At 42.1% G+C, this 23,517-nt stretch carries 25 protein-coding genes; 23 read left to right on the top strand and 2 right to left on the bottom strand.

The window, feature by feature from the left end; genetic code table 11:
- Window positions 1–95: 95 nt before the first annotated feature.
- From EXE29_RS06755 to EXE29_RS06695, 13 genes are all read left to right on the top strand, one after another.
- Window positions 96–1,379, top strand: a complete 1,284-nt coding sequence (locus EXE29_RS06755; RefSeq protein ID WP_120364258.1) for a glycosyltransferase family 4 protein — start codon at window positions 96–98, stop codon at window positions 1,377–1,379.
- A 54-nt stretch (window positions 1,380–1,433) separates the two neighbouring features.
- Window positions 1,434–1,985, top strand: coding sequence for a phosphatase PAP2 family protein (locus EXE29_RS06750; protein WP_106986092.1), 552 nt, complete (start codon window positions 1,434–1,436; stop codon window positions 1,983–1,985).
- A gap of 135 nt (window positions 1,986–2,120) precedes the next feature.
- Entirely contained in the window at window positions 2,121–2,321 is a 201-nt protein-coding gene (gene iscX, locus EXE29_RS06745) for a Fe-S cluster assembly protein IscX (protein WP_106986114.1), read from the top strand.
- Window positions 2,322–2,431: 110 nt separating this feature from the next.
- Window positions 2,432–2,863, top strand: a complete 432-nt coding sequence (gene ndk, locus EXE29_RS06740; RefSeq protein WP_106986093.1) for a nucleoside-diphosphate kinase — start codon at window positions 2,432–2,434, stop codon at window positions 2,861–2,863.
- A 123-nt stretch (window positions 2,864–2,986) separates the two neighbouring features.
- Window positions 2,987–4,222, top strand: a complete 1,236-nt coding sequence (gene rlmN, locus EXE29_RS06735) for a dual-specificity RNA methyltransferase RlmN (RefSeq protein ID WP_117007872.1) — start codon at window positions 2,987–2,989, stop codon at window positions 4,220–4,222.
- Window positions 4,223–4,237: 15 nt separating this feature from the next.
- Window positions 4,238–5,062: a type IV pilus biogenesis/stability protein PilW gene (gene pilW, locus EXE29_RS06730; RefSeq protein ID WP_120364259.1), complete on the top strand. Its 825-nt coding sequence runs from the start codon at window positions 4,238–4,240 to the stop codon at window positions 5,060–5,062.
- Entirely contained in the window at window positions 5,053–5,841 is a 789-nt protein-coding gene (locus tag EXE29_RS06725) for a helix-turn-helix domain-containing protein (RefSeq protein ID WP_120364260.1), read from the top strand. The genes pilW and EXE29_RS06725 overlap by 10 nt, the downstream gene beginning before the upstream one ends.
- A gap of 24 nt (window positions 5,842–5,865) precedes the next feature.
- Window positions 5,866–6,984 carry a flavodoxin-dependent (E)-4-hydroxy-3-methylbut-2-enyl-diphosphate synthase gene (ispG, locus tag EXE29_RS06720; protein WP_106986097.1) on the top strand — a complete coding sequence of 373 codons (1,119 nt, stop codon included), beginning with the start codon at window positions 5,866–5,868 and terminating at the stop codon, window positions 6,982–6,984.
- A 3-nt stretch (window positions 6,985–6,987) separates the two neighbouring features.
- Window positions 6,988–8,283 (top strand): histidine--tRNA ligase, encoded by a 1,296-nt coding sequence (gene hisS, locus EXE29_RS06715; protein WP_106986098.1) that lies wholly within the window; start codon window positions 6,988–6,990, stop codon window positions 8,281–8,283.
- Between the two features lie 29 nt (window positions 8,284–8,312).
- Window positions 8,313–9,011 (top strand): YfgM family protein, encoded by a 699-nt coding sequence (locus EXE29_RS06710; protein WP_106986099.1) that lies wholly within the window; start codon window positions 8,313–8,315, stop codon window positions 9,009–9,011.
- A complete protein-coding gene (gene bamB, locus EXE29_RS06705; protein WP_120364261.1) occupies window positions 9,008–10,156 on the top strand; it encodes an outer membrane protein assembly factor BamB in 1,149 nt (382 codons plus the stop codon). The genes EXE29_RS06710 and bamB overlap by 4 nt, the downstream gene beginning before the upstream one ends.
- A 174-nt stretch (window positions 10,157–10,330) precedes the next feature.
- Window positions 10,331–11,740 carry a ribosome biogenesis GTPase Der gene (der, locus tag EXE29_RS06700; protein WP_117007880.1) on the top strand — a complete coding sequence of 470 codons (1,410 nt, stop codon included), beginning with the start codon at window positions 10,331–10,333 and terminating at the stop codon, window positions 11,738–11,740.
- Window positions 11,741–11,846: 106 nt separating this feature from the next.
- Window positions 11,847–12,485: a 4'-phosphopantetheinyl transferase family protein gene (locus EXE29_RS06695; protein WP_106986102.1), complete on the top strand. Its 639-nt coding sequence runs from the start codon at window positions 11,847–11,849 to the stop codon at window positions 12,483–12,485.
- A gap of 55 nt (window positions 12,486–12,540) precedes the next feature.
- Here EXE29_RS06695 and EXE29_RS06690 read toward each other — a convergent pair whose 3' ends face one another.
- Window positions 12,541–13,311 (bottom strand): SDR family oxidoreductase, encoded by a 771-nt coding sequence (locus tag EXE29_RS06690; protein WP_120364262.1) that lies wholly within the window; start codon window positions 13,309–13,311, stop codon window positions 12,541–12,543.
- Window positions 13,312–13,405: 94 nt separating this feature from the next.
- Here EXE29_RS06690 and mazG point away from each other — a divergent pair, with 94 nt between their 5' ends.
- The 9 genes from mazG (at window position 13,406) to yjgA (ending at window position 20,039) form a co-directional block, all read left to right on the top strand.
- On the top strand, window positions 13,406–14,200 hold the full coding sequence (mazG, locus tag EXE29_RS06685) for a nucleoside triphosphate pyrophosphohydrolase (protein WP_106986104.1): 795 nt from the start codon (window positions 13,406–13,408) through the stop codon (window positions 14,198–14,200).
- Window positions 14,178–14,576 carry a ComEA family DNA-binding protein gene (locus EXE29_RS06680; protein ID WP_106986105.1) on the top strand — a complete coding sequence of 133 codons (399 nt, stop codon included), beginning with the start codon at window positions 14,178–14,180 and terminating at the stop codon, window positions 14,574–14,576. The genes mazG and EXE29_RS06680 overlap by 23 nt, the downstream gene beginning before the upstream one ends.
- A 134-nt stretch (window positions 14,577–14,710) precedes the next feature.
- On the top strand, window positions 14,711–16,171 hold the full coding sequence (gene pcnB / locus EXE29_RS06675; protein ID WP_120364263.1) for a polynucleotide adenylyltransferase PcnB: 1,461 nt from the start codon (window positions 14,711–14,713) through the stop codon (window positions 16,169–16,171).
- Window positions 16,168–16,656 carry a 2-amino-4-hydroxy-6-hydroxymethyldihydropteridine diphosphokinase gene (folK, locus tag EXE29_RS06670; RefSeq protein ID WP_117007884.1) on the top strand — a complete coding sequence of 163 codons (489 nt, stop codon included), beginning with the start codon at window positions 16,168–16,170 and terminating at the stop codon, window positions 16,654–16,656. The genes pcnB and folK overlap by 4 nt, the downstream gene beginning before the upstream one ends.
- 42 nt (window positions 16,657–16,698) lie before the next feature.
- Window positions 16,699–17,508: a 3-methyl-2-oxobutanoate hydroxymethyltransferase gene (panB, locus tag EXE29_RS06665; protein ID WP_120364264.1), complete on the top strand. Its 810-nt coding sequence runs from the start codon at window positions 16,699–16,701 to the stop codon at window positions 17,506–17,508.
- A 3-nt stretch (window positions 17,509–17,511) separates the two neighbouring features.
- Window positions 17,512–18,360, top strand: coding sequence for a pantoate--beta-alanine ligase (panC, locus tag EXE29_RS06660; protein ID WP_106986109.1), 849 nt, complete (start codon window positions 17,512–17,514; stop codon window positions 18,358–18,360).
- 25 nt (window positions 18,361–18,385) lie between these two features.
- Complete coding sequence (gene rapZ / locus EXE29_RS06655; RefSeq protein WP_106986110.1) at window positions 18,386–19,237, top strand: RNase adapter RapZ; 852 nt, start codon at window positions 18,386–18,388, stop codon at window positions 19,235–19,237.
- Window positions 19,234–19,503, top strand: a complete 270-nt coding sequence (locus EXE29_RS06650; protein ID WP_026438354.1) for an HPr family phosphocarrier protein — start codon at window positions 19,234–19,236, stop codon at window positions 19,501–19,503. Before rapZ ends, EXE29_RS06650 begins: the two co-directional genes overlap by 4 nt.
- A 2-nt stretch (window positions 19,504–19,505) precedes the next feature.
- Entirely contained in the window at window positions 19,506–20,039 is a 534-nt protein-coding gene (yjgA, locus tag EXE29_RS06645; protein WP_106986111.1) for a ribosome biogenesis factor YjgA, read from the top strand.
- Window positions 20,040–20,165: 126 nt separating this feature from the next.
- Here the strand turns inward: yjgA and EXE29_RS06640 are convergent, their stop codons facing one another.
- Window positions 20,166–21,806, bottom strand: coding sequence for an acyl-CoA synthetase (locus EXE29_RS06640; RefSeq protein ID WP_120364265.1), 1,641 nt, complete (start codon window positions 21,804–21,806; stop codon window positions 20,166–20,168).
- 423 nt (window positions 21,807–22,229) lie between these two features.
- Here EXE29_RS06640 and EXE29_RS06635 point away from each other — a divergent pair, with 423 nt between their 5' ends.
- Window positions 22,230–23,516, top strand: coding sequence for a D-arabinono-1,4-lactone oxidase (locus EXE29_RS06635; RefSeq protein WP_120364266.1), 1,287 nt, complete (start codon window positions 22,230–22,232; stop codon window positions 23,514–23,516).
- The last annotated feature ends 1 nt before the right edge of the window (window position 23,517 follow it).

Here is a 23,517-nt window from a genome sequence, read left to right as displayed (position 1 = left end):
AAGGCTGATGTATTGTCAAAAAAGTGTCATTAAATCCACATTAAAATGCAAAGAAAGGGCAGTAGGCTAAAACAAAAAAGATAAATAGGTGGCCTATGTCAGATCAAACAGCGACAAGCCTGCTCAAGCAACAGCAATTTCCAGAAAACCTACGCTTTTATTTTAAAAATAAGAATTCAAATCATCTCAAAGCGGATAGACGTGAGCTGAATGATTTGGTAAGACCTCGTTTGAAAATTGCCATTGTAACTGAAACATGGCCACCCGAAATTAATGGTGTGGCACTGTCATTGCTTCAATTGTGTAAAGGTTTACAAGCGTTAGGCCATAAAATTTTATTAATACGCCCACAACAAAAAAGTAAATGTTTGAGCTTTAAGCCTTATCAGGAGTGTTTGGTGTTGGCGCAGTCCATCCCGCGTTATCCGGGATTAAAGTTTGGCTGGCCACAATATTTAAAAGTTTCCAGTAGTATTGAAAGTTTTGAACCTGACGTTGTACATATTGTGACAGAAGGTCCACTGGGTTTGGCGGCATTGCAAGCGGCTAAAAATAAGAAAATTCCAATCTCAAGTGGCTTTCATTCTGCATTTCAAGATTTTAGTCGGTTCTTTGATTTGGCCTTTTTGCTTAAGCCAATACAACGTTATCTCTGTTGGTTTCATAACAGTACGCAATTGACCTGTGTACCCAGTCAGGGAACGGCAAAGTCGCTACAATCCTTAGGCGTGACTTGTCCCAAGGTTGTGGTGGGAAGAGGCGTAGATGTCGATGTTTTTCACCCTAAATATGCTTCGACTGGTTTGCGTCAGCAGTGGCAAGTCAATGAGCAGACTACAGTATTGCTTTATGTCGGGCGCTTATCGCCAGAAAAAGAATTGCATGTACTGATTGAGACTTTTATTACCCAGCAAACCAAACAAACAGCAACGCAGTGTTTGGTTATTGTGGGAGATGGTCCTGAGCGCGAAAAGCTACAACGTTTAGCACAGGGGCATCGTATTATTTTTATGGGAAGCTTGAGTGGTATTGCATTGTCAGAAGTATATGCCAGTGCTGATGTTTTTGTCTTTCCAAGTCAAGTTGAAACCTTTGGTAATGTAGTGTTAGAGGCGATGGCCAGCGGATTGCCCATCGTGGCTTATGACAATGCATGTGCGCAGCAATATGTGCAAATTGGGCATACGGGCTGGTTAGCGGGGTTGGGGCAACTTACCCAATTTAGCGAATTGATTAAGAAGCTACCTGCACGAGAAGTATTAAAAACCATGGGTATACAAGCACAAGCAGATGTGCAACATGTTGGATGGAAGCATCCTGTACAACAATTTGAGCAGGCTTTATATAGTGTTGCTAGGCGAAGTATTGCACCAAGCTAATCCTGCTTTATGAAGCGATAACAGGAAGGTTATTGACCACCTGAGGAGAGAGCCATGAAATTCAAAAATGCAAAAATAAGAATGCTTGATCTCGATTTAAAAGGCTGTATTTATCTCAATACGTTTTCTCACTCAGAGCGAATCGCGTACTTTTTTAAAATGATTAGTCGCTTGGGCGATGGAGTTTTTTGGTATCTCATGTTGATGGCTGTGTGGATGCTACAAGGACTGATGTATGCATTTCAATTGCTGTACATTGCACTGAGTGGTTTGCTGGGAACTGGTATATATAAGTTGCTCAAACAAAAAACCGTACGGCCAAGGCCTTATCAAGTGCATCAAGTGATTCGATTGGGCGAGCGCCCTTTAGACCACTTTAGCTTTCCCTCAGGGCATACCCTACATGCGGTGATGGTGACGACTGTATTGGGGTGGGTACAGCCGATTTTACTCATCTTGATGTTGCCTTTTACCGTATTGGTGGCTTTGTCGCGTATGGTTTTAGGGCTGCACTATCCTAGCGATGTGGTCATTGGGGCATTGATTGGTGCTGTGGTGGCGATAGCCATTATTTTATGTGCACCCGTTTTACATATTATGCTTTAAGCCAATGTTGTGGTGTGGGGGCATTAAAATCTGCCATGACAATAAAAAATGAGGCTTTATTGATTGAAAATTTAGGCAGCAATTTAGAAATTTGCTAAAGTACAGCATCGTTTATTGGATGTTAGGATGGCGCACATGGGCTTACGCTGGACAGATACGATTGATATCGCAATTGAGCTTTATGAAGCTCATCCAGATGTGGATCCACAATGGATTCGCTTTACTGATTTACATGCATGGGTGTGCGCTTTGCCAGACTTTGCAGATAACCCAGAAAAATCGACTGAAGGTTTACTGGAAGCGATTCAAATGGCTTGGATAGACGAAGCAAGTTAACACTGCGTCGAAAAAAGCAATTTTTTTACATCTCAAAAGCAGAAAACAGCGCATTATTCGGTATAATGCGCCAAATTTTCCTGTCAACATTATGACTTAAGGAGCCTACCATGGCTATCGAACGTACTTTATCTATCGTTAAACCAGACGCAGTTGCTAAAAACAACATCGGTGACATCTTTGCTCGTTTCGAGAAAGCTGGTCTTCAAATCGTTGCAACTAAAATGAAACACTTGACTCAAGCTGAAGCTGAAGGCTTCTACGCTGAGCACAAAGAACGTGGTTTCTTTGCTGACCTAGTTGCATTCATGACTTCTGGTCCAGTTGTTGTTTCTGTTCTTGAAGGCGAAAACGCAGTTCTTGCTCACCGCGAAATCCTTGGCGCGACTAACCCTAAAGAAGCTGCTCCAGGTACAATCCGCGCTGACTTCGCTGTAAGCATCGACGAAAACGCTGCTCACGGTTCTGACTCTGTAGCATCTGCTGATCGTGAAGTTAACTACTTCTTCGCTCAAACTGAGATTGCTCCACGTACTCGTTAATTCGAAGTATTCAAACCAGATAAGTGTTATTATACTTATCTGGTTTTTTTATTCCCTGAATAATCCTTTGCTCACTTATTGAGCTTCTCCTTTCATCTTTAGACATGGTTTAGGTAATTACACATGAGTACTGAAGTAGTCGCTACATCAGCTGTTTCTGATGCACAGCAACAATCTCCATCCGCTCCAACGCAGCAAAAGTCTGTGGAAAAAGTGAATCTACTTGGCATGTCACGTCCACAAATGGAAAAATTCTTCGAAGATATGGGGGAGAAGAAGTTCCGTGCTGGGCAGGTGATGAAGTGGATGCACCAATTTTTTGTGACTGATTTTGCTGAAATGACCAATATTTCAGGCAAATTGCGTGAAAAACTAGAAAAAATTGCTGAAATTAAAGCGCCAGAAGTGGTGCATAAAAACTATTCTAAAGATGGTACCCGTAAGTGGGTATTCCGCGTGGGTGAGGGTGCAGGTTCTTTAGTTGAAACTGTTCTCATTCCTGCTGAACACCGTAGTGGTTTACGCCGTACATTGTGTATTTCTTCACAAGTCGGCTGTGCACTAGATTGCTCATTCTGTTCTACAGGTAAACAAGGCTTCCAGCGTGATTTAAATCAGGCTGAAATCATTGGTCAGCTATGGATGGCAAACTATTCTTATATGGAAGATGTGCCTGTTCTTGAGCGTGAGCGTTCGGTGACCAACGTCGTAATGATGGGGATGGGCGAACCACTCCTTAACTACGATGCAGTGCTGAATTCTATGCGTACCATGTTGGATGACTTTGCTTATGGCATGTCAAAGCGTCGCGTGACTTTATCAACTTCGGGTGTTGTGCCTAAAATCGATCAGATGGTGAAAGATATTGATGTCGCATTGGCGATTTCATTACATGCACCAAACGATGAGCTTCGTAACGAATTGGTGCCAATCAATAAAAAATATCCACTAGAACAATTGATTGCAGCATGTCAGCGTTATATTGCTAAAGATGGCAATGAAAGTTCACGTAAACATGTGACGATTGAATATGTCATGTTGGATGGTGTAAATGACCATCCAGAGCATGCGCAACAAATGATTAAATTACTCAAAAACCTGCCGAGTAAAATTAATTTAATTCCTTTTAACCCGTTCCCGCATGCGCCGTATGGTCGCTCAAGTCGTAACCGCATTATTTCTTTCCAAAAAACTTTGTCTGATGCTGGATTTGTGTGTACGATTCGTCAGACACGTGGTGATGATATTGATGCTGCGTGTGGACAACTTGTGGGGCAAGTTGCGGACCGTACTCGTCGTGCGGAGCAATGGAAAAAGAAAGTTGCGGCAAAGAATGAGATTCTGCGCTCGCAAGGATAACAAAGAGGCAGCCAATTGAGAAAGTCGACTTATAAAATTGCTTTAATTTCATCACTATGTATTGCGTTGAGTGCAATGGTAGGGTGTCAAACTACGGGTATTCATAGTGCAAGTGGCGGGGTAGTCAAAAAGGACCCTGAAAAAGCAGCAAAAGTAAGAACTCAAATGGCTGCTGAATATATTAAGAATGGCGATCTCGACTCGGCAAAACGTGAGCTTGACCAAGCCTTAGAAGCAAATAGCCGTGATGCACAAGCAAATATGATGATGGGTGTGCTTTTACAGCAAGAAGGAAGTAAAGCCAATATTCAAAAAGCGGATGGTTATTTTAAACGCGCCATATCATCTGAGCCTAAAAATGCGCAAGTACGTAACAACTATGGTACGTATTTATATCAACTTGAACGCTATAATGATGCGCTTGAACAGTTGAATATCGCCGGTTCTACATTGGGGTATGATCAGCGTGCAAGAGCGCTGGAAAATGCAGGGCGTATTTACCTTAAATTAGGTAATGTTGCGAGTGCTGAAAAAACATTCAAGCAAGCCTTGCAAGCTAATCGTGATTCTTATGTTTCGATGTTAGAGTTGGCAGAAATTTTTTATTTGAACCAGCAGACTGCTGATGCGACACAAATGTATGAACAATTTGTGCGTACAGTAGGTCAGAACAACCAAAGTGCACGTGCGCTTTGGATTGGTATTCGTACCGCGCGTGCGAATAAAGACAACATTGGTCAGCAGGTTTTAGTGAACCAGCTACGTGCTTTATTCCCGGAAAGTCCAGAATACCAACGTTATTTGCAATTACAGTACAGTACTGAGGCCGTATGGAAGTAAATCCTAATTCACCGCAATCGAATAACTCGAGCGCAGCCCCAAATGCGTTAGGAAATGTTCAGCGTCCAGGTGAGTACCTACGCCAGATTCGTGTCACGCAAAAACGTGATTTAGATGAAGTTGCGCAGGAGTTAAACATTCCTGTAAAGACATTGATGGCATTGGAGCAGGATGACTATAAGTCATTACCTGAAGCAACCTTTATTAAAGGTTATTACCGTACCTACGCAAAATTTTTAAAAGTTGATGCGACCAATATCATTCAGCGTTTTGATGAAATTTATGCCAATGATACGGGCCTCTTGCCAAATCATGCTTTAAATAACTCTCCAATTAAAATTATGGGCAAATTGCCAGGTTCTAACCGCGATCGTAATCGCAAGTGGTTGAAACGTGGTGCGTTGGCTATTGTGGTATTGGTGGTGTTGGCGGCAATCGTGATGGCTGTACAAAATATGTCATCTACATCTTCTGATAATGAAGGTGCGCCAGTTAAAACTTCTGACGTAGAAGTCATTAATATGGATGGTTCATCGGCTGTATCTGGCGAGCAATTAGAATTGAATTTTAGTCGCCCAACCTCAGTGAATATTGTTGATGCGACGGGTAAAGTGCTGGCGACGGGTCGCCAAGCTACGACATTAACTTTACATGGTGAATCACCATTCCAAATTCGTTTAGATGATGCAGAAGCCGTGACACTAAGCCTCAATAATGAAAATATTTCATTGTCGCCGTATACCGTAAATGGTCGAGCAGACTTCCGTTTATCTCGTTAAGGCATAACAGAGCAGATTCGAACAATGATTGAAAATCCGATTAAGCGCCGCCCAACTCGTAAAATTCGTGTCGGTTCGGTGTATGTAGGTGGTGACGCACCAATCAGTATTCAAAGCATGACCAATACTGAAACCTGTGATGTAGATGCAACAGTTGCACAAATTCAGCGCTGTGTAGATGCGGGTGCAGATATCATGCGTGTTTCTGTGCCGAGCATGGAAGCGGCAGCAGCTTTTGGTGAAATTCGTAAGCAAGTGAATGTGCCATTGGTTGCCGATATTCACTTTGACTATAAAATTGCCCTGGCAGTTGCCGACTTTGGCGCAGATTGCCTCCGTATTAATCCGGGTAATATTGGCTCGGAAGCAAAAATCCGTGAAGTGGTGGCCGCAGCACGTCATCACGATATTTCTATGCGTATTGGGGTGAATGCAGGTTCACTCGAAAAAGATATTCAAAAAAAATATGGTGAGCCTACAGGCCAAGCTTTGCTTGAATCTGCAATGCGCCATATTGATATTTTAGACCGCTTAAATTTTCATGAATTTAAAGTGTCGGTCAAAGCATCGAATGTATTTTTAACTATGGATGCTTATCGTTTGTTATCACAACAAATTGATAATCCACTTCATTTGGGTGTGACTGAGGCGGGAATTTACCGCACAGGTTCAGTCAAGTCAGCGATTGCATTGGGCGGTTTACTTATGGAAGGCATCGGTGACACGATGCGTATTTCATTGGCAGCCGAGCCTGAAGAAGAAGTAAAAATTGGTTTTGATATTTTAAAATCACTGGGCTTGCGTTCAAATGGCATTAACTTTATTGCGTGCCCGAGTTGTTCGCGTCAGGAGTTTAATGTCATTTCTGTGATGCAGGCTTTAGAAGAACGCCTTGAAGATGTACGTACGCCAATGGATGTCTCGGTGATTGGCTGTAAAGTTAATGGCCCTGGTGAAGCTAAAGAAGCTGATATTGGCGTGGTGGGTGCAAGTCCGCGTTCACTGGTGTATCGTAATGGCGAAAAGAGTCATTTAATCGACACCAATCAATTGGTTGACGAAATTGAAGCGATGGTTCGTCAACGTGTTTTAGCGCTTGAAGAAGCGAAATCTAAAGAAATCATTCGCACCAGTTCTGAGTAGGTCATGAGTTCAATTGTAGCAATTAAAGGTTTTAACGATATTCTCCCAACGCAAACTCCTGCGTGGAGACGTTTAGAACAGCATTTAGCATCATTAATGGATGCATACGGTTATCAACAAATTCGTTTGCCTATCGTTGAGCAAACCAATTTGTTTAAGCGTTCAATTGGCGATGCAACAGATATTGTTGAAAAAGAAATGTACACTTTTTTAGACAAAGGTCAGCCACCTGAGTCTTTAACCTTGCGCCCTGAAGGGACTGCAGGTTGTGTGCGTGCAATGCTAGAACATAACCTTTTGCGTGGTGCGACGCCAAAAGTGTGGTATGTCGGCCCGATGTTTCGTTATGAAAAACCACAAAAAGGTCGCTATCGTCAATTCCACCAATTTGGTGTAGAAACTTTTGGTGTTTCAACGCCAGATCAAGATGCTGAATTGATTCTTATGACAGCGCGTCTTTGGAAGCGTATGGGTGTTGCAGATAAAGTTCAACTTGAACTCAACACTTTGGGTGAGTCTGATGAACGTGCAAACTACCGTGCAGCCTTAGTTGAATTTCTTCAAGCACACAAAGCAGATTTAGATGAAGATTCACAGCGTCGTTTGACTACCAATCCGCTTCGTATTTTAGATTCTAAAGATGCAAAAACACAAAGCATTCTTGAAAATGCACCAAAACTTCATGACTTTATGGGTGAAGAAACTTTGGCTCATTTTGCACAGTTACAGCAGTATTTAACAGATGCTGGTATAAGCTTTGTGATTAACCAAAAATTGGTGCGTGGTTTAGACTACTACAACAAAACTGTATTTGAATGGACTACAACGCATTTGGGTTCACAGGGTACAGTGTGTGCAGGCGGTCGTTATGATGGTCTAGTTGGGCAGTTGAAAGGCAAGCCAGATCAATCTGTACCAGCAGTCGGTTTTGCAATGGGTATGGAGCGCTTATTGCTTCTTCTTGAACAAGTTGAAGACAATACACCAGTCCGTGATTGTGAAGTATTTTTGGTTTCTGAACCTGCATATCAATCTAAAGCATTGGTGCTTGCAGAGCAAATTCGTGACCAATTAGATGCTGCGACATCGGCGATTCGCTTCAAAGTAGGCTCACAGGGTTCAATGAAATCACAAATGAAAAAAGCCGATCAATCGGGTGCAATTTTCGCTGTGATTCTGGGTGAACGAGAGTGGGATGCTCAGCAATTATTGGTGAAAGAGCTTGCAACAGCGACACAAACAGAAGTTGCTGTTTCAGCCATTGTGCCATTTATTATCGAACAAATTTCTTCAAAATAAGCCATAACAGATAAGGAAAAGGGAATCACATGAGCGCATTAAGTGATGATGAACAGCTTGATAACTTGAAATCATTCTCTAAGAAGTATGGTTCTGCCATTATTAGCGGGATTTTAATTGCGTTGATTGCCTTTTTCGGTTGGGAATATTGGCAGAAGAAAAATCTGGCTGAGTCCCAAGTGGAAACAGCCAGAGTGCAACAATTGATTGGTGATGCGCAGTCTGCACAGGGTGATGCATTTACTCAACTGTCGACATCTGCAGATAAAATTGTAAAAGATGCACCTGACTCAGCTCAGGCAATTCAAGCACAATTGCTGATGGCGAAATTGGCTTATGATAAGTCAGACTATGCAAGTGCTGAAAAAGCATTGAAAAAAGTTGAAAACTCAAAAGTAGATGATCAAGGCTTAGTACAAGTCGTGAAATTACGTTTGGCTTATGCACAATTGGCACAGAAGAAATATGATGAGGCCTTAAAAACCTTAGTAGCTGTGACTGATCCTGCCTTTAAAGCAACAGCTGATGAAGCGCGTGGTGATGTGTATGTTGCAAAAAATGATATTGAAAATGCTAAAAAAGTATATCAAAGTGCATGGGATGCGTTGGTAGAACGTAAAGAAGAACGCCAAATTTTACAAATTAAACTCGAAAGTGTAGGCGTTTTAGTTGATGATCCAGAAATTGAACGCCCGATATTAGATACACATGTGGAAGAAGCTGAATGAATAGAAAATACAAATTTGCGTGTGCATTGACAGTTTTAACACTTGCACTAACCGGATGTGCAAGTAAAGGTCCAAAGGTAGAAGAGCCAAAGCCAAATCCTTTACCAAAATTAGTCAATCCACAAACACTGAGCTCTGTATTTTCTACCAGTGTTGCATCGACCAGCGAAGCAGACCCATTACGTTTACGTTTGGATTCAAACAACAGTGTAGTGTATGTCATTAATCCAAAGGGCGAAGTTGAGGCTTATCAAGGTAAACAACGTCTTTGGCAGAAAAATGTCAGCAAACAAGGTTTGAGTTCTGGTGTAGAAGCAGCCGAAGGTCTTGTTGTTGTGGGTAACCAGAAAGGTCAATTGTTTGCTTTGGATCAAGCGACAGGCGAACAAAAGTGGACAGCACAATTGTCTGGTGCAATTCTTGCGCCGTCGTTGATTCATGCGGGTCGTGTAATTACCGTAGCCAACGATGGTACGGTTTATGCGCATGAGCTTGATACAGGTAAACAAGCGTGGACATACAGCTTACCAAACGTACAGTTTAGTTTGCGTGGCCAAGCAGCACCTGTCGCGCTGGATGCTCGAAATGTATTGATTGCCTCAGCAAATGCTTATATTTATGCTATTGATGCTTTAAGTGGCGCACCGCGTTTACAACGTCGTATGGCAGTAACGGAAGGCCGTTCGGATATTCAGCGTTTAGTTGATATTGATGGTGAGCCGACAGTTGCAGGTCAATTTTTGGTAACAACCAGCTATCAAGGTCAAGTGACTGTGATGGATATGGTGAGCCAACAAGTGATTTGGAGTGAAGATGCGAGCAGTACGCAGCGCCCAGAAGTTTCAGGTAACGGTGTGTTTGTGGCGCAAAATGATGGCAAAATCACGGCTTATGAAATTACCACAGGTCATAAACTTTGGGAAAACGATCAGCTGTTGAATCGTAAACTCAGTAACCCTGTAATGTTAGGTCAAAACCTTGTGGTGGGTGATTTGGATGGTGTATTACACTTGATTGATCCGAGCACAGGAAATATTATTGGCCGTGCAAAAACCAGCGGTGATGTCCGTACTTTACGCGTAATCGACAATCAATTATTTGTTGCGACGCGTAAGGGTGCAATGAGCATTTGGCAGAACCGTTAATTTTTCGTTGGCTTATGCTAAAATAAGCCAACCGTATTTTTGAACGCGGGGTGATTGTTATTCAATACCCCGTGTTTTTATTTATTTTTGGGCCTAAATCCAATTCTTATTCTTCCCAAACTTTCTGATGTTCAGACCAGACCTAGCTGGCTGATCTTGAATAAAGGTTAATCTATGAAACCCGTAATTGCGCTCATTGGTCGTCCGAACGTCGGAAAATCAACGTTGTTTAACCAGATTACTAAGAGCCGTGATGCACTTGTTGCCGATTTTGCAGGTCTTACACGTGACCGTAAATATGGTGATGCAACGTATCAAAATAAATCATTCATTGTTGTTGATACTGGTGGTATTGGCGAAAATGAAGGTGGTATTGACTCATACATGGCTGAGCAGTCAAAAACTGCAATCAACGAAGCAGATATGATCATTTTTGTGGTCGATGCTCGTGCGGGACTGTTGGCATCTGATGAACAGATTGCTCGTGAGCTACGTACATTAGGTAAAAAAGTTTATCTTGTTGCTAACAAAGTTGATGGTGTACATGCTGAAGCCGCACTTGTTGAATTTTACAAGTTAGGTATGGGTGAGCCTTTGCAGGTTGCAGCCAGCCATGGCCGTGGCGTACAACAAATGCTTGAGGAAGTCCTTACAGACGTACCTGAAGATGAAGATGCTGCAGAACATGACAAAGATACAGGCTTACGCCTTGCGATCATTGGTCGTCCAAACGTGGGTAAATCTACGCTAGTAAACCGTTTATTGGGTGAAGATCGTGTTGTTGCATTTGACCAACCAGGTACAACGCGTGACTCGATTTATATTCCTTTTGAACGTGATGGCCGTAAATACACATTAATCGATACTGCTGGTGTACGTCGTAAAGGTAAAGTGGATGAAATGATTGAGAAGTTCTCAATTGTTAAAACTTTACAAGCGATGAAAGATGCCAACGTGATTGTGGTAGTGGTCGATGCGCGTGAAGGGATTGTTGAGCAAGACTTACACTTGATTGGCTATGCCATTGAAGCGGGTCGTGCGATGGTGATTGCGATTAATAAATGGGACAATATGTCTGAATATGATCGTAAGCAATGTAAACTTGATGTTGAGCGTCGTTTTGACTTTATTCCATGGGCAAAAATTCATTTGATTTCTGCTTTGCATGGTACAGGTGTTGGCGATCTTTATCCTTCAATTCACCGTGCGTATGATTCATCACGTTTGAAGGTTTCACCAGCAAAAATCACCCAAATTTTGAATGATGCGACAGATGCGCACCATCCACCGAAAGTGCAAGGTCGTGCAATCAAAATGCGTTATGCGCATATTGGCGGTCAAAACCCACCAACGATTGTGATCCATGGTAACAAAGTGGATAAAACACCTGCGGATTACCGTCGTTACTTAGAAAACGTGTTCCGTAAAGTGTACAAGCTTGAAGGTACGCCAGTGAAGATCGAATTTAAAACCTCTGAAAACCCATTTGAAGGTCGTAAATCTCAAGTGGATGAACGTACTTTGGCACGTAAACGCCGTTATGTTCAGAAGTTTAAGAAAGCTGAAAAGAAATTTAAACGTTAATTCGTTGATCTCAAAAAGCCTGCAATTGCAGGCTTTTTGCGCTTTGGGCTAGACTAGAGATTGGTGAGTTAAATTGGTTTACACACATGAAATTGAGGTCAGCTTGATGGCGCAGATTCGGATTGATCTACAGCAGATTGTACAATTAGCAGATTTACAGCTGAACCGTCAGCAACAAGTACAACATCGCAAAGTAATGACAGCCGAAATGCGCAATCGTTATTTATCAGCAGTGCTTGAGCAACCTATTCAAAATACAGATTTTGCACGGACTGAATATGGCAAACCTTATTTGCTTGAACATCCGAAATTTTATTTTAATCATAGTCACAGTCAAAAACATTATGCCTTAGCCACGAGCCATCGTGTGGCAGATTTGGGGGTTGATGTGGAAGACCTTGATCGTGTTGTGCGCTTTGCTGCTTTGGCTCAACACGCATTTCATCCCGAAGAAATACAACATTGGCGCGATTTAGCAGAGGATACGGAATATTGGTTTAAGGTTTGGACCATTAAAGAGGCTGTATTAAAGGCATCAGGGCTCGGCATTCGCCTGAATTTACATGAGCTGAACACACAAGCTCATGCTACACAAAACAGTGGAATATGTAGTCATCCTGAACTTGGGGTGTTTGCTTATCAATGTTATGTGATTGGAAAAGCTATGCTTAGTGTGGCTTGGCGTACAGAACGTTCTTGTCAGGGTTTTCGCCTGCCCGTGATTGCAGTTCATTCGCACCTTTAGTTTGTTTAAATGAAGTCTGAATCACGTGCAAGATGCTGTGCAGTGGATTGCTTAACTATTTTTTGCTAATCCAAAGATTGCTCATTCGATTAACAAACTGTGGGCTTACATTGGAGAGTGTCATGAGGACTTTGGCCTTTAGGCCAACTGTATGATGCGTGACGGTAAAAGGCGTATCTTTTAATTGGACTGTGTGTAGTATTTGCCGTGCAACATCTGTAGCACTTAAGTGTACCCCCATATTGTGAATACTCCCTGCATTCATGTTTTTCACCATATTGGTTTGTACAAATAAAGGCATAATATCGAACACGCGAATCCCGTATTTTTGCCATTCAATATCTAGACCCTCGGTCAGGCCTCGGACTGCAAATTTAGATGCGGCATAGCTGACTAAATCGGGTTGACCATAAATGGCAGAAGCAGAAGATAGATTAATCACACGTGCAAAAGATGCTTGGCGTAAATAGGGCAATGCTAAATAGCAACCCGTCAAAACGCCCTTAATATTAATGTCGACGGTTTTAAGGTGAGTACTGAGTTCAGTCTCTTCAAAGGGGCCAGAGTAGAGAATTCCTGCATTATTGACCAAGATATTGAGCTCACCTGCCCAAGTGCTAAATTCTGCGAGCGCATTTTCCCAGTGTTGAGCATTGCTGACATCGAGTAAGCCTGCTTTGGCATGGGGGCCAAGTTGCTGAGCCAGTTGTTGAGCTTGTACGACGTTAATGTCGTAAATACCGACTTTATAGCCCTGTTGATAAAATAATTGTGCGGTTGCTGCACCAATGCCTTGTGCTGCCCCACTAATAAATATACTTTGCACTTTTATGATTCTCCTTATTTTCCCTATGCGATTTTGAGCATAACAAAATAAAATGAGGAAATCTTGAGCAACATGAAAAACACTGAGGTGAAATGTGGAACGTTTATTGAATATTATGCAAGAGCTACGGATGAAGTGCCCTTGGGATCAACAACAAACGCCACAAAGCCTCACTCAATATGCCATTGAAGAAGCATACGAAGTTGAAGCGGCAATTCGTGAAGGTCATATTGATGAGATCAAAAATGAACTTGGTGATTTGCTCTTACAGGTGGTGTTTCAATCGCAAATGTATAGTGAAATGGGGGCTTTCACCTTTGATGATGTCGTGAATGCGATTTCAGAAAAATTAATTCGTCGTCATCCGCATGTGTTTCAAGCCGAGCAATTTAGCCAGCTCAATGCGGACGATGTTGCCAAGCTTTGGCAAAAAATTAAAGCAGAGGAACGTGCTGGAAAAAGTGCATCCCGCTTAGATGCAATTAAACCTGGCCCTGCATTGAATCAAGCAGAAGAGATCCAAAAAAAAGTTGCCAAAATAGGGTTCGATTTTCCAGATGTGCAAGAGGCGTATGGCAAGGTCGAAGAAGAATTGGCAGAATTTCAAGAGGCTTTGGCTTCGCAAAATTCCGATGAAATTATAGATGAATTTGGCGATTGCTTATTTTCACTGGTGAATGTTGGTCGTAAACTAGGCATCTCTAGTGAGATTGCATTGTTGGGCACGATTCAAAAATTTCGCTCACGCTTTGCATATATAGAATCACAGGTTGCATTACACAATAACAATATAGAAGACCTGTCACTGGCTGAAATGGATCAGCTGTGGGAACAGGCAAAACAACACTTAAAACAGCAGGCACAGCATGAAACAGGGCGGATTGAATAAAGCACAGCTTCTTCTTTGGTTAATGATTTTGATGACACTGAGCATGTCTTGGGCTAAAGCTGAAACTGCAGACTACACGCAGTGGAAAGCGACGCAACAGGCACATGATCAGCGCTTGAAAACCCCAGATGCTACGGCACAGCATTATTTGGCTAAACCTACGTTACATGCGAATACTTCAGGCGCCAAAGTGAGTTTAAACACTGCGAATAGTGAGCAGTTACAACAATTACACGGTATTGGTCAGAAAAAAGCTGAGGCAATCATTGCGTATCGGAGCCAAAACGGGAAGTTCAAAAGCATTGAAGAAATCCAACAAGTCAAAGGTATAGGGCCTGCTTTGTATGCCAAAAATAGAGCGCGCTTAAGTTTGTAAATATTACAATTGTAGAAAATTCCAATCTAGGCAATACGGTTGGATTGATAGAATCAAATTGCCCTTTGATTGTGTTAGAGATATGATTACGGCATCTTAAAATTTTTACGTCCAGACGTAGGAGACAGCGTCTTTTGCAAACTTTGCGCGCGTCCAAATGCGGTTTATCTACCGCACAATTACCTTCTTCCATATTAGATGTGATTGATGCCTTAACTAAGGCAGGCTATGAAGCTTATATCGTCGGCGGTGGTGTACGTGATTTAATGCTGGGTCTGAATCCTAAGGATTTTGATGCGGTGACGAATGCCACACCATCACAAGTTAAAGAAGTCTTCGGACGACGTTGTCGGATTATCGGACGTCGCTTTGAGTTGGCACATGTCTATTCAGGTCGTGAACTCATTGAAGTTGCTACTTTTCGTGCACCTCCGAAAAAAGCAGTAACTTCTGCTGCAGGCATGATTTTACGTGACAATAACTGGGGAACCATTGAGCAAGATTTTGCACGACGTGATTTTTCAATTAATGCCATGTATTACCAGCCACGCAAAGGTATCGTGCTCGATTTTTGTAATGCCTATGAAGACATCAAAGCGAAAAAGTTAAGTTTATTGGGCGATCCAATGCTTCGTTTTGAAGAAGATCCTGTGCGTATGTTACGCACATTGCGTTTTGCAGCGAAATTAAACTTCTCTATCGATCAAAGCATTTTGGATGTCTTTACACCTGAAACTGCGCAATTACTCCGTGATGTGTCTCCACATCGTTTATACGATGAGTCCCAGAAACTCTTCACGATGGGACACTTAAACCGTGTCATGCCAATGCTGATAGAATTCGAGATCTGGCATCAGTTATTTGCGGATATCCAGCCAAATATCACGCCATTTATCGAGCGCGCAGCCAAAAACACAGACCAGCGTATCTCAATTGGTAAGACCATCAATCCTGCATTTTTCTATGCAGTGTTGCTGTGGAAGCCTTTCCTTGAGCGTTGTGAGTTTTATGCGAAAAAAGGCGTAGTTGTTGCTGAAGCTCGTGCTCAGGCTGGTTTAGATGTGCTTAAACGTCAAGCGACACGTACTGTTATTCCACGTTTTGCAGAAACTTTTATTCGTGAAGTTTGGGAGATGCAGACGCGTTTGCTTAATCCAAAACCGCAGCAAATTGAAGCATTGTCTGGACATGCACGTTTCCGTGCGGGTTTTGACTTTTTATTGCTACGTGAAAAATCGGGTGATCAAACGACTCAAGGCATGGGTGTGTGGTGGGATACTTACCAAACACTTAGCACAGATGAAAAAGAACGTGCGATTGCGGACTACAATCGCCAACGTGCGAAAGGGCGCCGTAAAGGTGCTACTCAAGAAGACATTAAGCCATTACATCAAGTTCAACAAGCTGAGATTGAACCTTTGGTGAATGAGCCAGAACCTCGTAGTCGTCGTGCGCGTAAAGCCAAGCAACAAGCTGACTTTAAAGCACAGGCGGTGAATGGGGGGAATGATCAAATTACGGCAGATCACCCAATTCTAAAACGTAAGCGTGTAAAACGAGATTTGAGCACGGTGATTTTTGGACCAACGCAATGAGCGTGATTACCTATATTGGCTTAGGCAGTAATTTGGGGGATTCTCTGCAAATTTTGACCGAAGCTGTGCATAAATTGTCGACACTAGGTACGGTTAAAGTCTCTAAACTGTACCAAAGTCCGCCCATGGGTCCGCAGGATCAACCGAATTATTTAAATGCTGTAGTGCAATTGCAAACCGATTTAGAACCATTGGCATTACTTGATGAATTACAGCGCTTTGAACAAGAGTCTGGTCGCGTACGTCTACGCCGTTGGGGCGAGCGTACACTTGACCTAGATTTGTTGATTTATGGCCAACAAAATATTCAACATCCGCGTTTAATTGTGCCTCATGTAGGCGTGATGGAACGTGATTTTGTGCTGATTCCATTACTCGATTTAGATGAAAATCTACAGTTAAATGGACAACAATTAAATACTTTACCCATTCTGGATCAAGTCAGTCTGACTGTCTTAGATGCAGGAAATTGGGCAAAAATTTAAATTTTTATTGGCTGAAAATATGGCCATAAGAGGAAATTCTAGATGATCAGTCTAAGCCACTTAAAAAAATTTAAAGCGGAAGGCCGAAAGTTTTCTTGCTTAACTTGTTATGATGCAAGTATGGCAAAAGCAATGGAAGTTGCTGAAATTGATACAATCTTAGTAGGTGATTCACTCGGAATGACCATTCAAGGTCATGATTCGACTTTGCCTGTAACTGTTGAAGATATGGCATACCACACTGCAACAGTGCGCCGTGGTAATCAACATGCCTTTATTTTAACTGATCTGCCATTTATGAGTTATGCAACTTTAAATGATGCCTTAGAAAACTCAAAAACCATTATGCAAGCCGGTGCGCACATGGTGAAACTTGAGGGTGGGGCATGGTTAGCAGAAACTGTGGCAACGCTGACACGTAACGGGATTCCTGTATGTGTGCATTTAGGTTTAACACCTCAATCTGTACACGTATTTGGTGGCTATAAAGTCCAAGCCCGTACACGTGAAACAGCAGATCAGCTTATTGCAGACTGTAAAGCTGTGGTTGATGCAGGCGCTGCGATTTTGTTGTTGGAATGCGTTCCAGCACAAGTCGGTAAAGAAATTAGTGAATTGTTCCCGCAAACACCTGTGATTGGTATTGGTGCTGGGGCAGATACGGATGGCCAAGTGTTGGTACAGCAAGATATGCTCGGGCTTACATTTAGCCATGTTGCGAAATTTGTACGTAACTTTATGAAAGAACAGTCAGGTGAGACGGCTATTTTAGATGCATTTAAGGCTTACCATGCCGCAGTGCTCGATGGATCTTTCCCTGCAAAAGAACAAACTTTCCAAATTGAGTTATAAAAGATGAAAACTGAAACCACGATTCAAGGCTTGACTGCATCGCTGAGTCCTGCAAAAGCAGCACGTAAAATTATTGGCTTTGTTCCAACTATGGGTAATTTGCACGAAGGGCATTTAAACCTTGTACGTGAAGCGCGTAAACTCTGTGATGTGGTGGTGGTGAGTATCTTTGTCAACCCAATTCAGTTTGGGCCAAATGAAGATTTTGATAATTATCCACGTACTTTAGAACGCGATCAGCAACTTTTAGCTGATGTGGGTTGTGACATCGTTTTTGCGCCAACTGTAGAGCAAATGTATGGCAATCAACCGCGTCTAACCAATATTTCAGTGAATAACATTACAGATGATTTATGTGGTGCACAGCGCCCAGGTCATTTTGATGGTGTTGCAGTAGTTGTGACCAAACTCTTTAACATGGTGCAACCCAATTTTGCATTTTTTGGTCAAAAAGACTATCAACAACTGGCTGTGATTCGTCAGTTTGTGCGTGATTTAAATATTCCTTTAGAAGTGATTGGTGTGCCGATTACACGCGCTGCAGATGGTTTGGCACTCAGCTCACGTAATGGTTACTTAAGCCCTGAGCACCGTGAAATTGCTCCAGTTATTTACCAAAGCTTACAAACGGCAGCACAACAACTCACGTCAGGCACTGCGTTGTCAGATGCTTTAAATACAATTCGAGCAACATTAACGGATGCTGGTTTTGTGGTGGATTATGTGGAAGCACGTAGCCCAGAACTTCAAAAAGTCGATAGCTTTAATCAAGACGTCGTCTTGTTTGTAGCAGCCAAAATTGGCAAAACACGCTTAATTGATAATTTACAGGTTAAGTTTACTGCATCTTAATTTGCATGAAAGGACAGCACGCGCGATGAAACGAATTTTAATCGTTACAGGCCAGTCAGGATCAGGAAAGTCATCTGCTTTGCAGGTGCTGGAAGATTTGGGGTATTACTGTATTGATAATTTGCCTCTCGCGCTGTTGCCTGAAATTGTTGAAAAATTAGATCAGGAAAATAATCTCGAGCAACTGGCCTTAGGGGTGGATGTTCGAAGTACACGCCAAGATATGCAAGAGTTTGACCATGTTTTTTCATTATTGCAAAAGCATGGTGCCGTGGATGTGATTTATTTGACTACGCGTGATCAGGAACTGATAGCACGCTTTAGTGCATCGCGTCGTCCTCATCCATTATCCAGCCGTTTTAATAGTTTGAATGAATGTATTCAACAAGAAAAAGATTTGTTGTTGCCGATTCAATTTCGTGCGACAGTACATATCGACACCACAGATAAAAGCGTACATGATTTAAAGCATGTGCTTTTATCTAAATTAGGGCAAGCTGACCAATTAATTGTTATTTTACAGTCTTTTGGTTTTAAACATGGCATCCCTTTAGATGCGGACTATGTGTTTGATGTTCGGCATTTACCTAACCCGCATTGGGATTTAGAGTTAAGAAAATTTTCTGGTTTAGATGTACCTGTACAAAAATTCTTAGAAAGCAGTGCACAAACCAATGAAATGTTTACTGATATTTATCAATTTTTAGAAAAGTGGTTGCCTGCTTTTGCAGAAGGACACCGCCATTATATGACGGTTTCTATCGGTTGTACGGGTGGACAACATCGTTCGGTTTATATTGTGGATAGACTCAAGAGAGCCCTTGAGGCAAAATGGTCTGTTCAGGTCTTACATAGAGAAATGAAGCACTGGTCATGATAGACACAACTGTTGACGTAATAAACAAACTAGGTTTACATGCGCGTGCGTCTGGAAAACTCATTGAAGTCACCACTAAATTTCGCTCATCGATTCAGATTGGTAAAGGTGATAAATTAGTAGACGCAAAAAACATTATGTCTTTGCTCATGCTCGGTGCTGGTAAAGGCACAACTTTGCGCTTAGTGATTGATGGTGCAGATGAAGAAAAAGCTTTGTCTGATATTCAAGCATTATTCGCAGCAAAATTTTATGAGGCAGATTAATCGTGGCACGTCGACCAACTCGTTTTACTGAAGATGATTTTGAATCTCTAGAAGGACGTGCAAGCAAAACCGAACAAAAGAAGGCTGTACAGCGTATGGCCGCTTTGGGTGAACAGCTTGCAGAGCTGAGTCCTAAACAAATCAAAAATCTTCCAGTGGATGAGCGCTTGATTGAAGCGCTTCTTGATATTCAAGCAATTTCATCGCATGAAGCGCGTCGCCGTCAATGCTCGCGTATTGGCAAGTTAATGCGTAATGAAGATGAAAGTGTCATTTTATCGTATTTAACACCGAAGCAAGGTTTGAAAAAAACTGCGCAGTTGAATCGTTGGGTTGATCGCATTATTAAAGATGGTGATCCAGTCATTAATGACTTTTCTAAAACTTATAATGCGACAGAGCGCCATACTCTACGTCAGCATGCTTTACGTGTTCATCGTGATATCGCAAAGAATGCAACGGAAGAAGAAATTGCAGCGTCTAGACTCAAATTATTCAACTATGTACAGCAAGTTGCATTAATTTCAGACAATTAATGTTGTAATTAAAAACGGCTCATAAGAGCTGTTTTTTTTGAATCTATGAGTAGTATGTCTATTGATTCTATCTGTGCATAAAGAAAAACGACCCATAGCGGTCGTTTTTCTGTTTTAACTGAATGCTTAGCTGAACTCACCTGTGGCACGTTCTTTTGCCCAGTCACGAAGGACAAATTTTTGTAACTTACCTGTCGAGGTTTTTGGAATTTCTGTAATCACCACATCTTTAGGGACTTTAAAGCGTGCAAGGTGTTGCTTACAGAATTCAATAATTTCCTCAGGAGTGGCTTCTTTGCCGACCTTGAGCTCAATGAAGGCACAAGGGACTTCTTGCCAACGTGGATCTGGTTTCGCAACGACAGCCGCAGTGAGTACTGCTGGGTGCTGGTACAGGACTTCTTCAACTTCAAGCGATGAAATATTTTCTCCACCTGAAATAATCACATCTTTAGAGCGATCGGTAATTTTTGCATAGCCATCGGGTTGGCAGACTGCCAAATCACCAGTATGGAACCAGCCACCAGCAAAAGCTTCTGCTGTAGCTTCGGGGTTTTTCAAATAGCCTTTCATCACAATGTTGCCACGGAACATGATTTCACCCATGGTCTGGCCATCATTTTTTACAGGGAGCATCGTTTCTGGATCAAGCACTTTCATGCCATCCTGAAGTGGATACGGCACGCCTTGACGCGAGTGTAGCTGTGCTTGTTCTTGAATTGAAAGTTCTGACCAGCCTGCTTGTGAAGCACACAGTGCAGAAGGACCATAGGTTTCTGTAAGGCCATAAACATGAGTCACATTGATGCCAATACCACGCATGCCTTCAATAATGGCTGCTGGAGGTGCTGCACCAGCCACCATCACTTCTACACGATGATCGAATGAAGTCTTTTTCTCTTCTGGGGTATTGATCAACATTGAAAGTACGATTGGCGCACCGCAGAAATAATCCACTTTATGTTCAGCGATTAATTTGAAAATTAGCTCAGGATCAACTTTACGTAAACAGATATTGGTTCCGCCATTGGCTGCCATGGTCCAGCCAAAGCACCAGCCATTACAATGGAACAGTGGTAGCGTCCAAAGGTAAGTCGCACGTGGCTTCATACCACAGGCAATGATATTGCTGGCCGCGTTAATATAAGCACCACGGTGATGATAAACCACGCCTTTTGGATTGCCTGTGGTGCCTGAGGTATAACTCAGACTAATCGCATCCCATTCATCGCCAGGGAGGTCCCATTCGAAATTGCTATTGCCTTGTGCAATCCAGTCTTCATATTCAATTTGACCAATGCGTTGGCTGGTGCCTTCATATTCAACATCAGCGACATCAATAAGGTAGATCTCTTTATTGATCAGGGCTAAGGCCTCTTGTGCTACGCTGGTAAATTCAGGATCAACCAAAAGAACTTTGGTTTCAGCATGTTCAAGCATGAAAGCAATGGTCTTTGCATCTAAGCGGGTATTAAGGGTATTTAAAACCGCACCTGCCATAGGCACTGCAAAGTGTGCTTCGATCATCGCTGGAATATTTGGAAGTAAAACCGACACAGTGTCATTTTTTTGAATGCCCAATTGCTGTAATTGGTGGGCAAACTGACGACAGCGCTGATACGTTTGACGCCAGCTGATATGACGATCACCATGAATAATCGCATCTTGGTCTGGATAAATATATGCAGCCCGTTCTAAATAGCGCAAAGGTGATAATGCAACGAAGTTTGCCGGTGTACGAGGCAATTCATCATAAGGACTGACCATGTCAAAACTCCAAATTTATTTATTCTAATTTCCTGCTTACACAATATTCAGAATTGTGGATTGTTGCATTTATTCTTTAGTCGAGTATTTACTCTATTGTATGCTTAAAGTCGAGTGCATTGATCTTTTTTTGGGTATAGATAGATGAGGTGATTTAGACAGCTTTTGGGGTCCTGAAGCATGAGAAAGAGCATACCTGTGTGTGAGATTTTTAATGAAGCATATTCAACAAGGTAGCGTTCAATAACAGCATAGCTGTGCCTTTTTCGTTTTTATAGCTAAGCAAGAACTTAAAGTAGATTGACTTTTGTTTATAAATTGAGCCATATACATATAGGAAGGGTCAATATTGCATTGCACACTTTAAAAAAATAAGAAGAGCAATTCAGCATTGTGCTTAGCGCACAGACTGAGGATATAACAATGATAAATATGCAATCCGAGTTTTGGTCGAACTGGTCAGGTTCGCAACAAGCCTATCCAAAAGTACTGCGTCCGAACAGCTTAGAGGTATTACAAAATGTGATACGTACACACCCCAAAATTCGAGTGATCGGTGCAGGGCATTCATTTAGTGGCTTGGCCCAAACCAATGACGTACTTTTGAGCCTAGATTACTTTAAAGGTGTGGTCTCACATGATGATCAGCATTGCCAAAGTGTGGTGCAGGCAGGTACGCATTTATATGATTTAGGTGAAAAACTGGCTGCCTATAATCAGGCGCTCATGAATCAGGGGGATATAGATCAAAAGACATTGGCGGGTGCAATTGCGACAGGAACGCATGGCACGGGGATCGATTTGCAATGTCTATCTGCCTATGTAGAAGGCTTTGAGTTGATTACGGCAGATGGCGATTTAATTTGGTGTGATACATTGCACCATCGTGAGATATATCAAGCAGGTCGCGTTGCTTTTGGAAGCTTGGGGCTCATGACTAAAATTAAATTACAAAATCGTCCCATGTATAAGCTCAAAGAGCAGATCCGCAGTTGCCCATTTACAGAAGTGCTCCAACATATTGAGCAATGGAAATCACAACATCGGCATATCGAGTTTTGGGCATTTATTCATTCGCCGAATGTCATTTTAAAAACTTTAGACGAAACCAATGAACCCGTACAACCAAAAACAGAACAAATTTTAGATGAAGATGTATTTTTACGAATCTGTTCTGAACTCACCAAGTCATGTCCTGTTTTAAATCCAGCATTGCAGAAATTGGTGAGTCTATTGGTACGACCGAGTACCGCAATTGATTGGTCCAGTCGGATCTTTCCCGCTGTACGTGAAACACGCTTTAACGAAATGGAATATCAGTTGCCAGTTAAAGAAGGACTCGCTTGCTTAGAAGAGCTAATGTACTGTTTAAAAAAGCACAAAGTCCCGATGTTTTTTCCAATTGAATTTCGTTATGTCAAAGCCGATGACATTTGGCTGAGCCCATTTTATCAGCAGGACTCGATTTCAATTTCGATACATCAGTACTATCGGCAAGATTATGTCAGTATTTTTAAATTGGCAGAGCCAATCTTTCAAAAATATGGTGGACGACCACATTGGGGGAAATTGCACACGCTAGGAGGAGATGTGTTAAGTACCTTGTATCCGAAATGGGATGATTTTATGCATTTGCGGCAACAGTTAGATCCTGAGAAAAAGTGGATCAATTCGCATCTGGAACATTTATTTTGGGGACGTAGTGATTGAT

Source organism: Acinetobacter sp. WCHAc060006, from assembly GCF_004209135.1.
GTDB classification, from domain to species: domain Bacteria; phylum Pseudomonadota; class Gammaproteobacteria; order Pseudomonadales; family Moraxellaceae; genus Acinetobacter; species Acinetobacter cumulans.
Note: the sequence above shows the minus strand (reverse complement) of the source record. Positions and strands in the feature narration are given on the sequence as shown.

Excerpts from the sequence above, each read along its gene's own strand:
- EXE29_RS06755 (WP_120364258.1), top strand. The coding sequence starts at position 96 with ATGTCAGATCAAACAGCGACAAGCCTGCTCAAGCAACAGCAATTTCCA.
- EXE29_RS06750 (WP_106986092.1), top strand. The coding sequence starts at position 1,434 with ATGAAATTCAAAAATGCAAAAATAAGAATGCTTGATCTCGATTTAAAA.
- iscX (WP_106986114.1), top strand. The coding sequence starts at position 2,121 with ATGGGCTTACGCTGGACAGATACGATTGATATCGCAATTGAGCTTTAT.
- ndk (WP_106986093.1), top strand. The coding sequence starts at position 2,432 with ATGGCTATCGAACGTACTTTATCTATCGTTAAACCAGACGCAGTTGCT.
- rlmN (WP_117007872.1), top strand. The coding sequence starts at position 2,987 with ATGAGTACTGAAGTAGTCGCTACATCAGCTGTTTCTGATGCACAGCAA.
- EXE29_RS06725 (WP_120364260.1), top strand. The coding sequence starts at position 5,053 with ATGGAAGTAAATCCTAATTCACCGCAATCGAATAACTCGAGCGCAGCC.
- ispG (WP_106986097.1), top strand. The coding sequence starts at position 5,866 with ATGATTGAAAATCCGATTAAGCGCCGCCCAACTCGTAAAATTCGTGTC.
- hisS (WP_106986098.1), top strand. The coding sequence starts at position 6,988 with ATGAGTTCAATTGTAGCAATTAAAGGTTTTAACGATATTCTCCCAACG.
- EXE29_RS06710 (WP_106986099.1), top strand. The coding sequence starts at position 8,313 with ATGAGCGCATTAAGTGATGATGAACAGCTTGATAACTTGAAATCATTC.
- bamB (WP_120364261.1), top strand. The coding sequence starts at position 9,008 with ATGAATAGAAAATACAAATTTGCGTGTGCATTGACAGTTTTAACACTT.
- der (WP_117007880.1), top strand. The coding sequence starts at position 10,331 with ATGAAACCCGTAATTGCGCTCATTGGTCGTCCGAACGTCGGAAAATCA.
- EXE29_RS06695 (WP_106986102.1), top strand. The coding sequence starts at position 11,847 with ATGGCGCAGATTCGGATTGATCTACAGCAGATTGTACAATTAGCAGAT.
- EXE29_RS06680 (WP_106986105.1), top strand. The coding sequence starts at position 14,178 with ATGAAACAGGGCGGATTGAATAAAGCACAGCTTCTTCTTTGGTTAATG.
- folK (WP_117007884.1), top strand. The coding sequence starts at position 16,168 with ATGAGCGTGATTACCTATATTGGCTTAGGCAGTAATTTGGGGGATTCT.
- panB (WP_120364264.1), top strand. The coding sequence starts at position 16,699 with ATGATCAGTCTAAGCCACTTAAAAAAATTTAAAGCGGAAGGCCGAAAG.
- panC (WP_106986109.1), top strand. The coding sequence starts at position 17,512 with ATGAAAACTGAAACCACGATTCAAGGCTTGACTGCATCGCTGAGTCCT.
- rapZ (WP_106986110.1), top strand. The coding sequence starts at position 18,386 with ATGAAACGAATTTTAATCGTTACAGGCCAGTCAGGATCAGGAAAGTCA.
- EXE29_RS06650 (WP_026438354.1), top strand. The coding sequence starts at position 19,234 with ATGATAGACACAACTGTTGACGTAATAAACAAACTAGGTTTACATGCG.
- EXE29_RS06640 (WP_120364265.1), bottom strand. The coding sequence starts at position 21,806 with ATGGTCAGTCCTTATGATGAATTGCCTCGTACACCGGCAAACTTCGTT.
- EXE29_RS06635 (WP_120364266.1), top strand. The coding sequence starts at position 22,230 with ATGATAAATATGCAATCCGAGTTTTGGTCGAACTGGTCAGGTTCGCAA.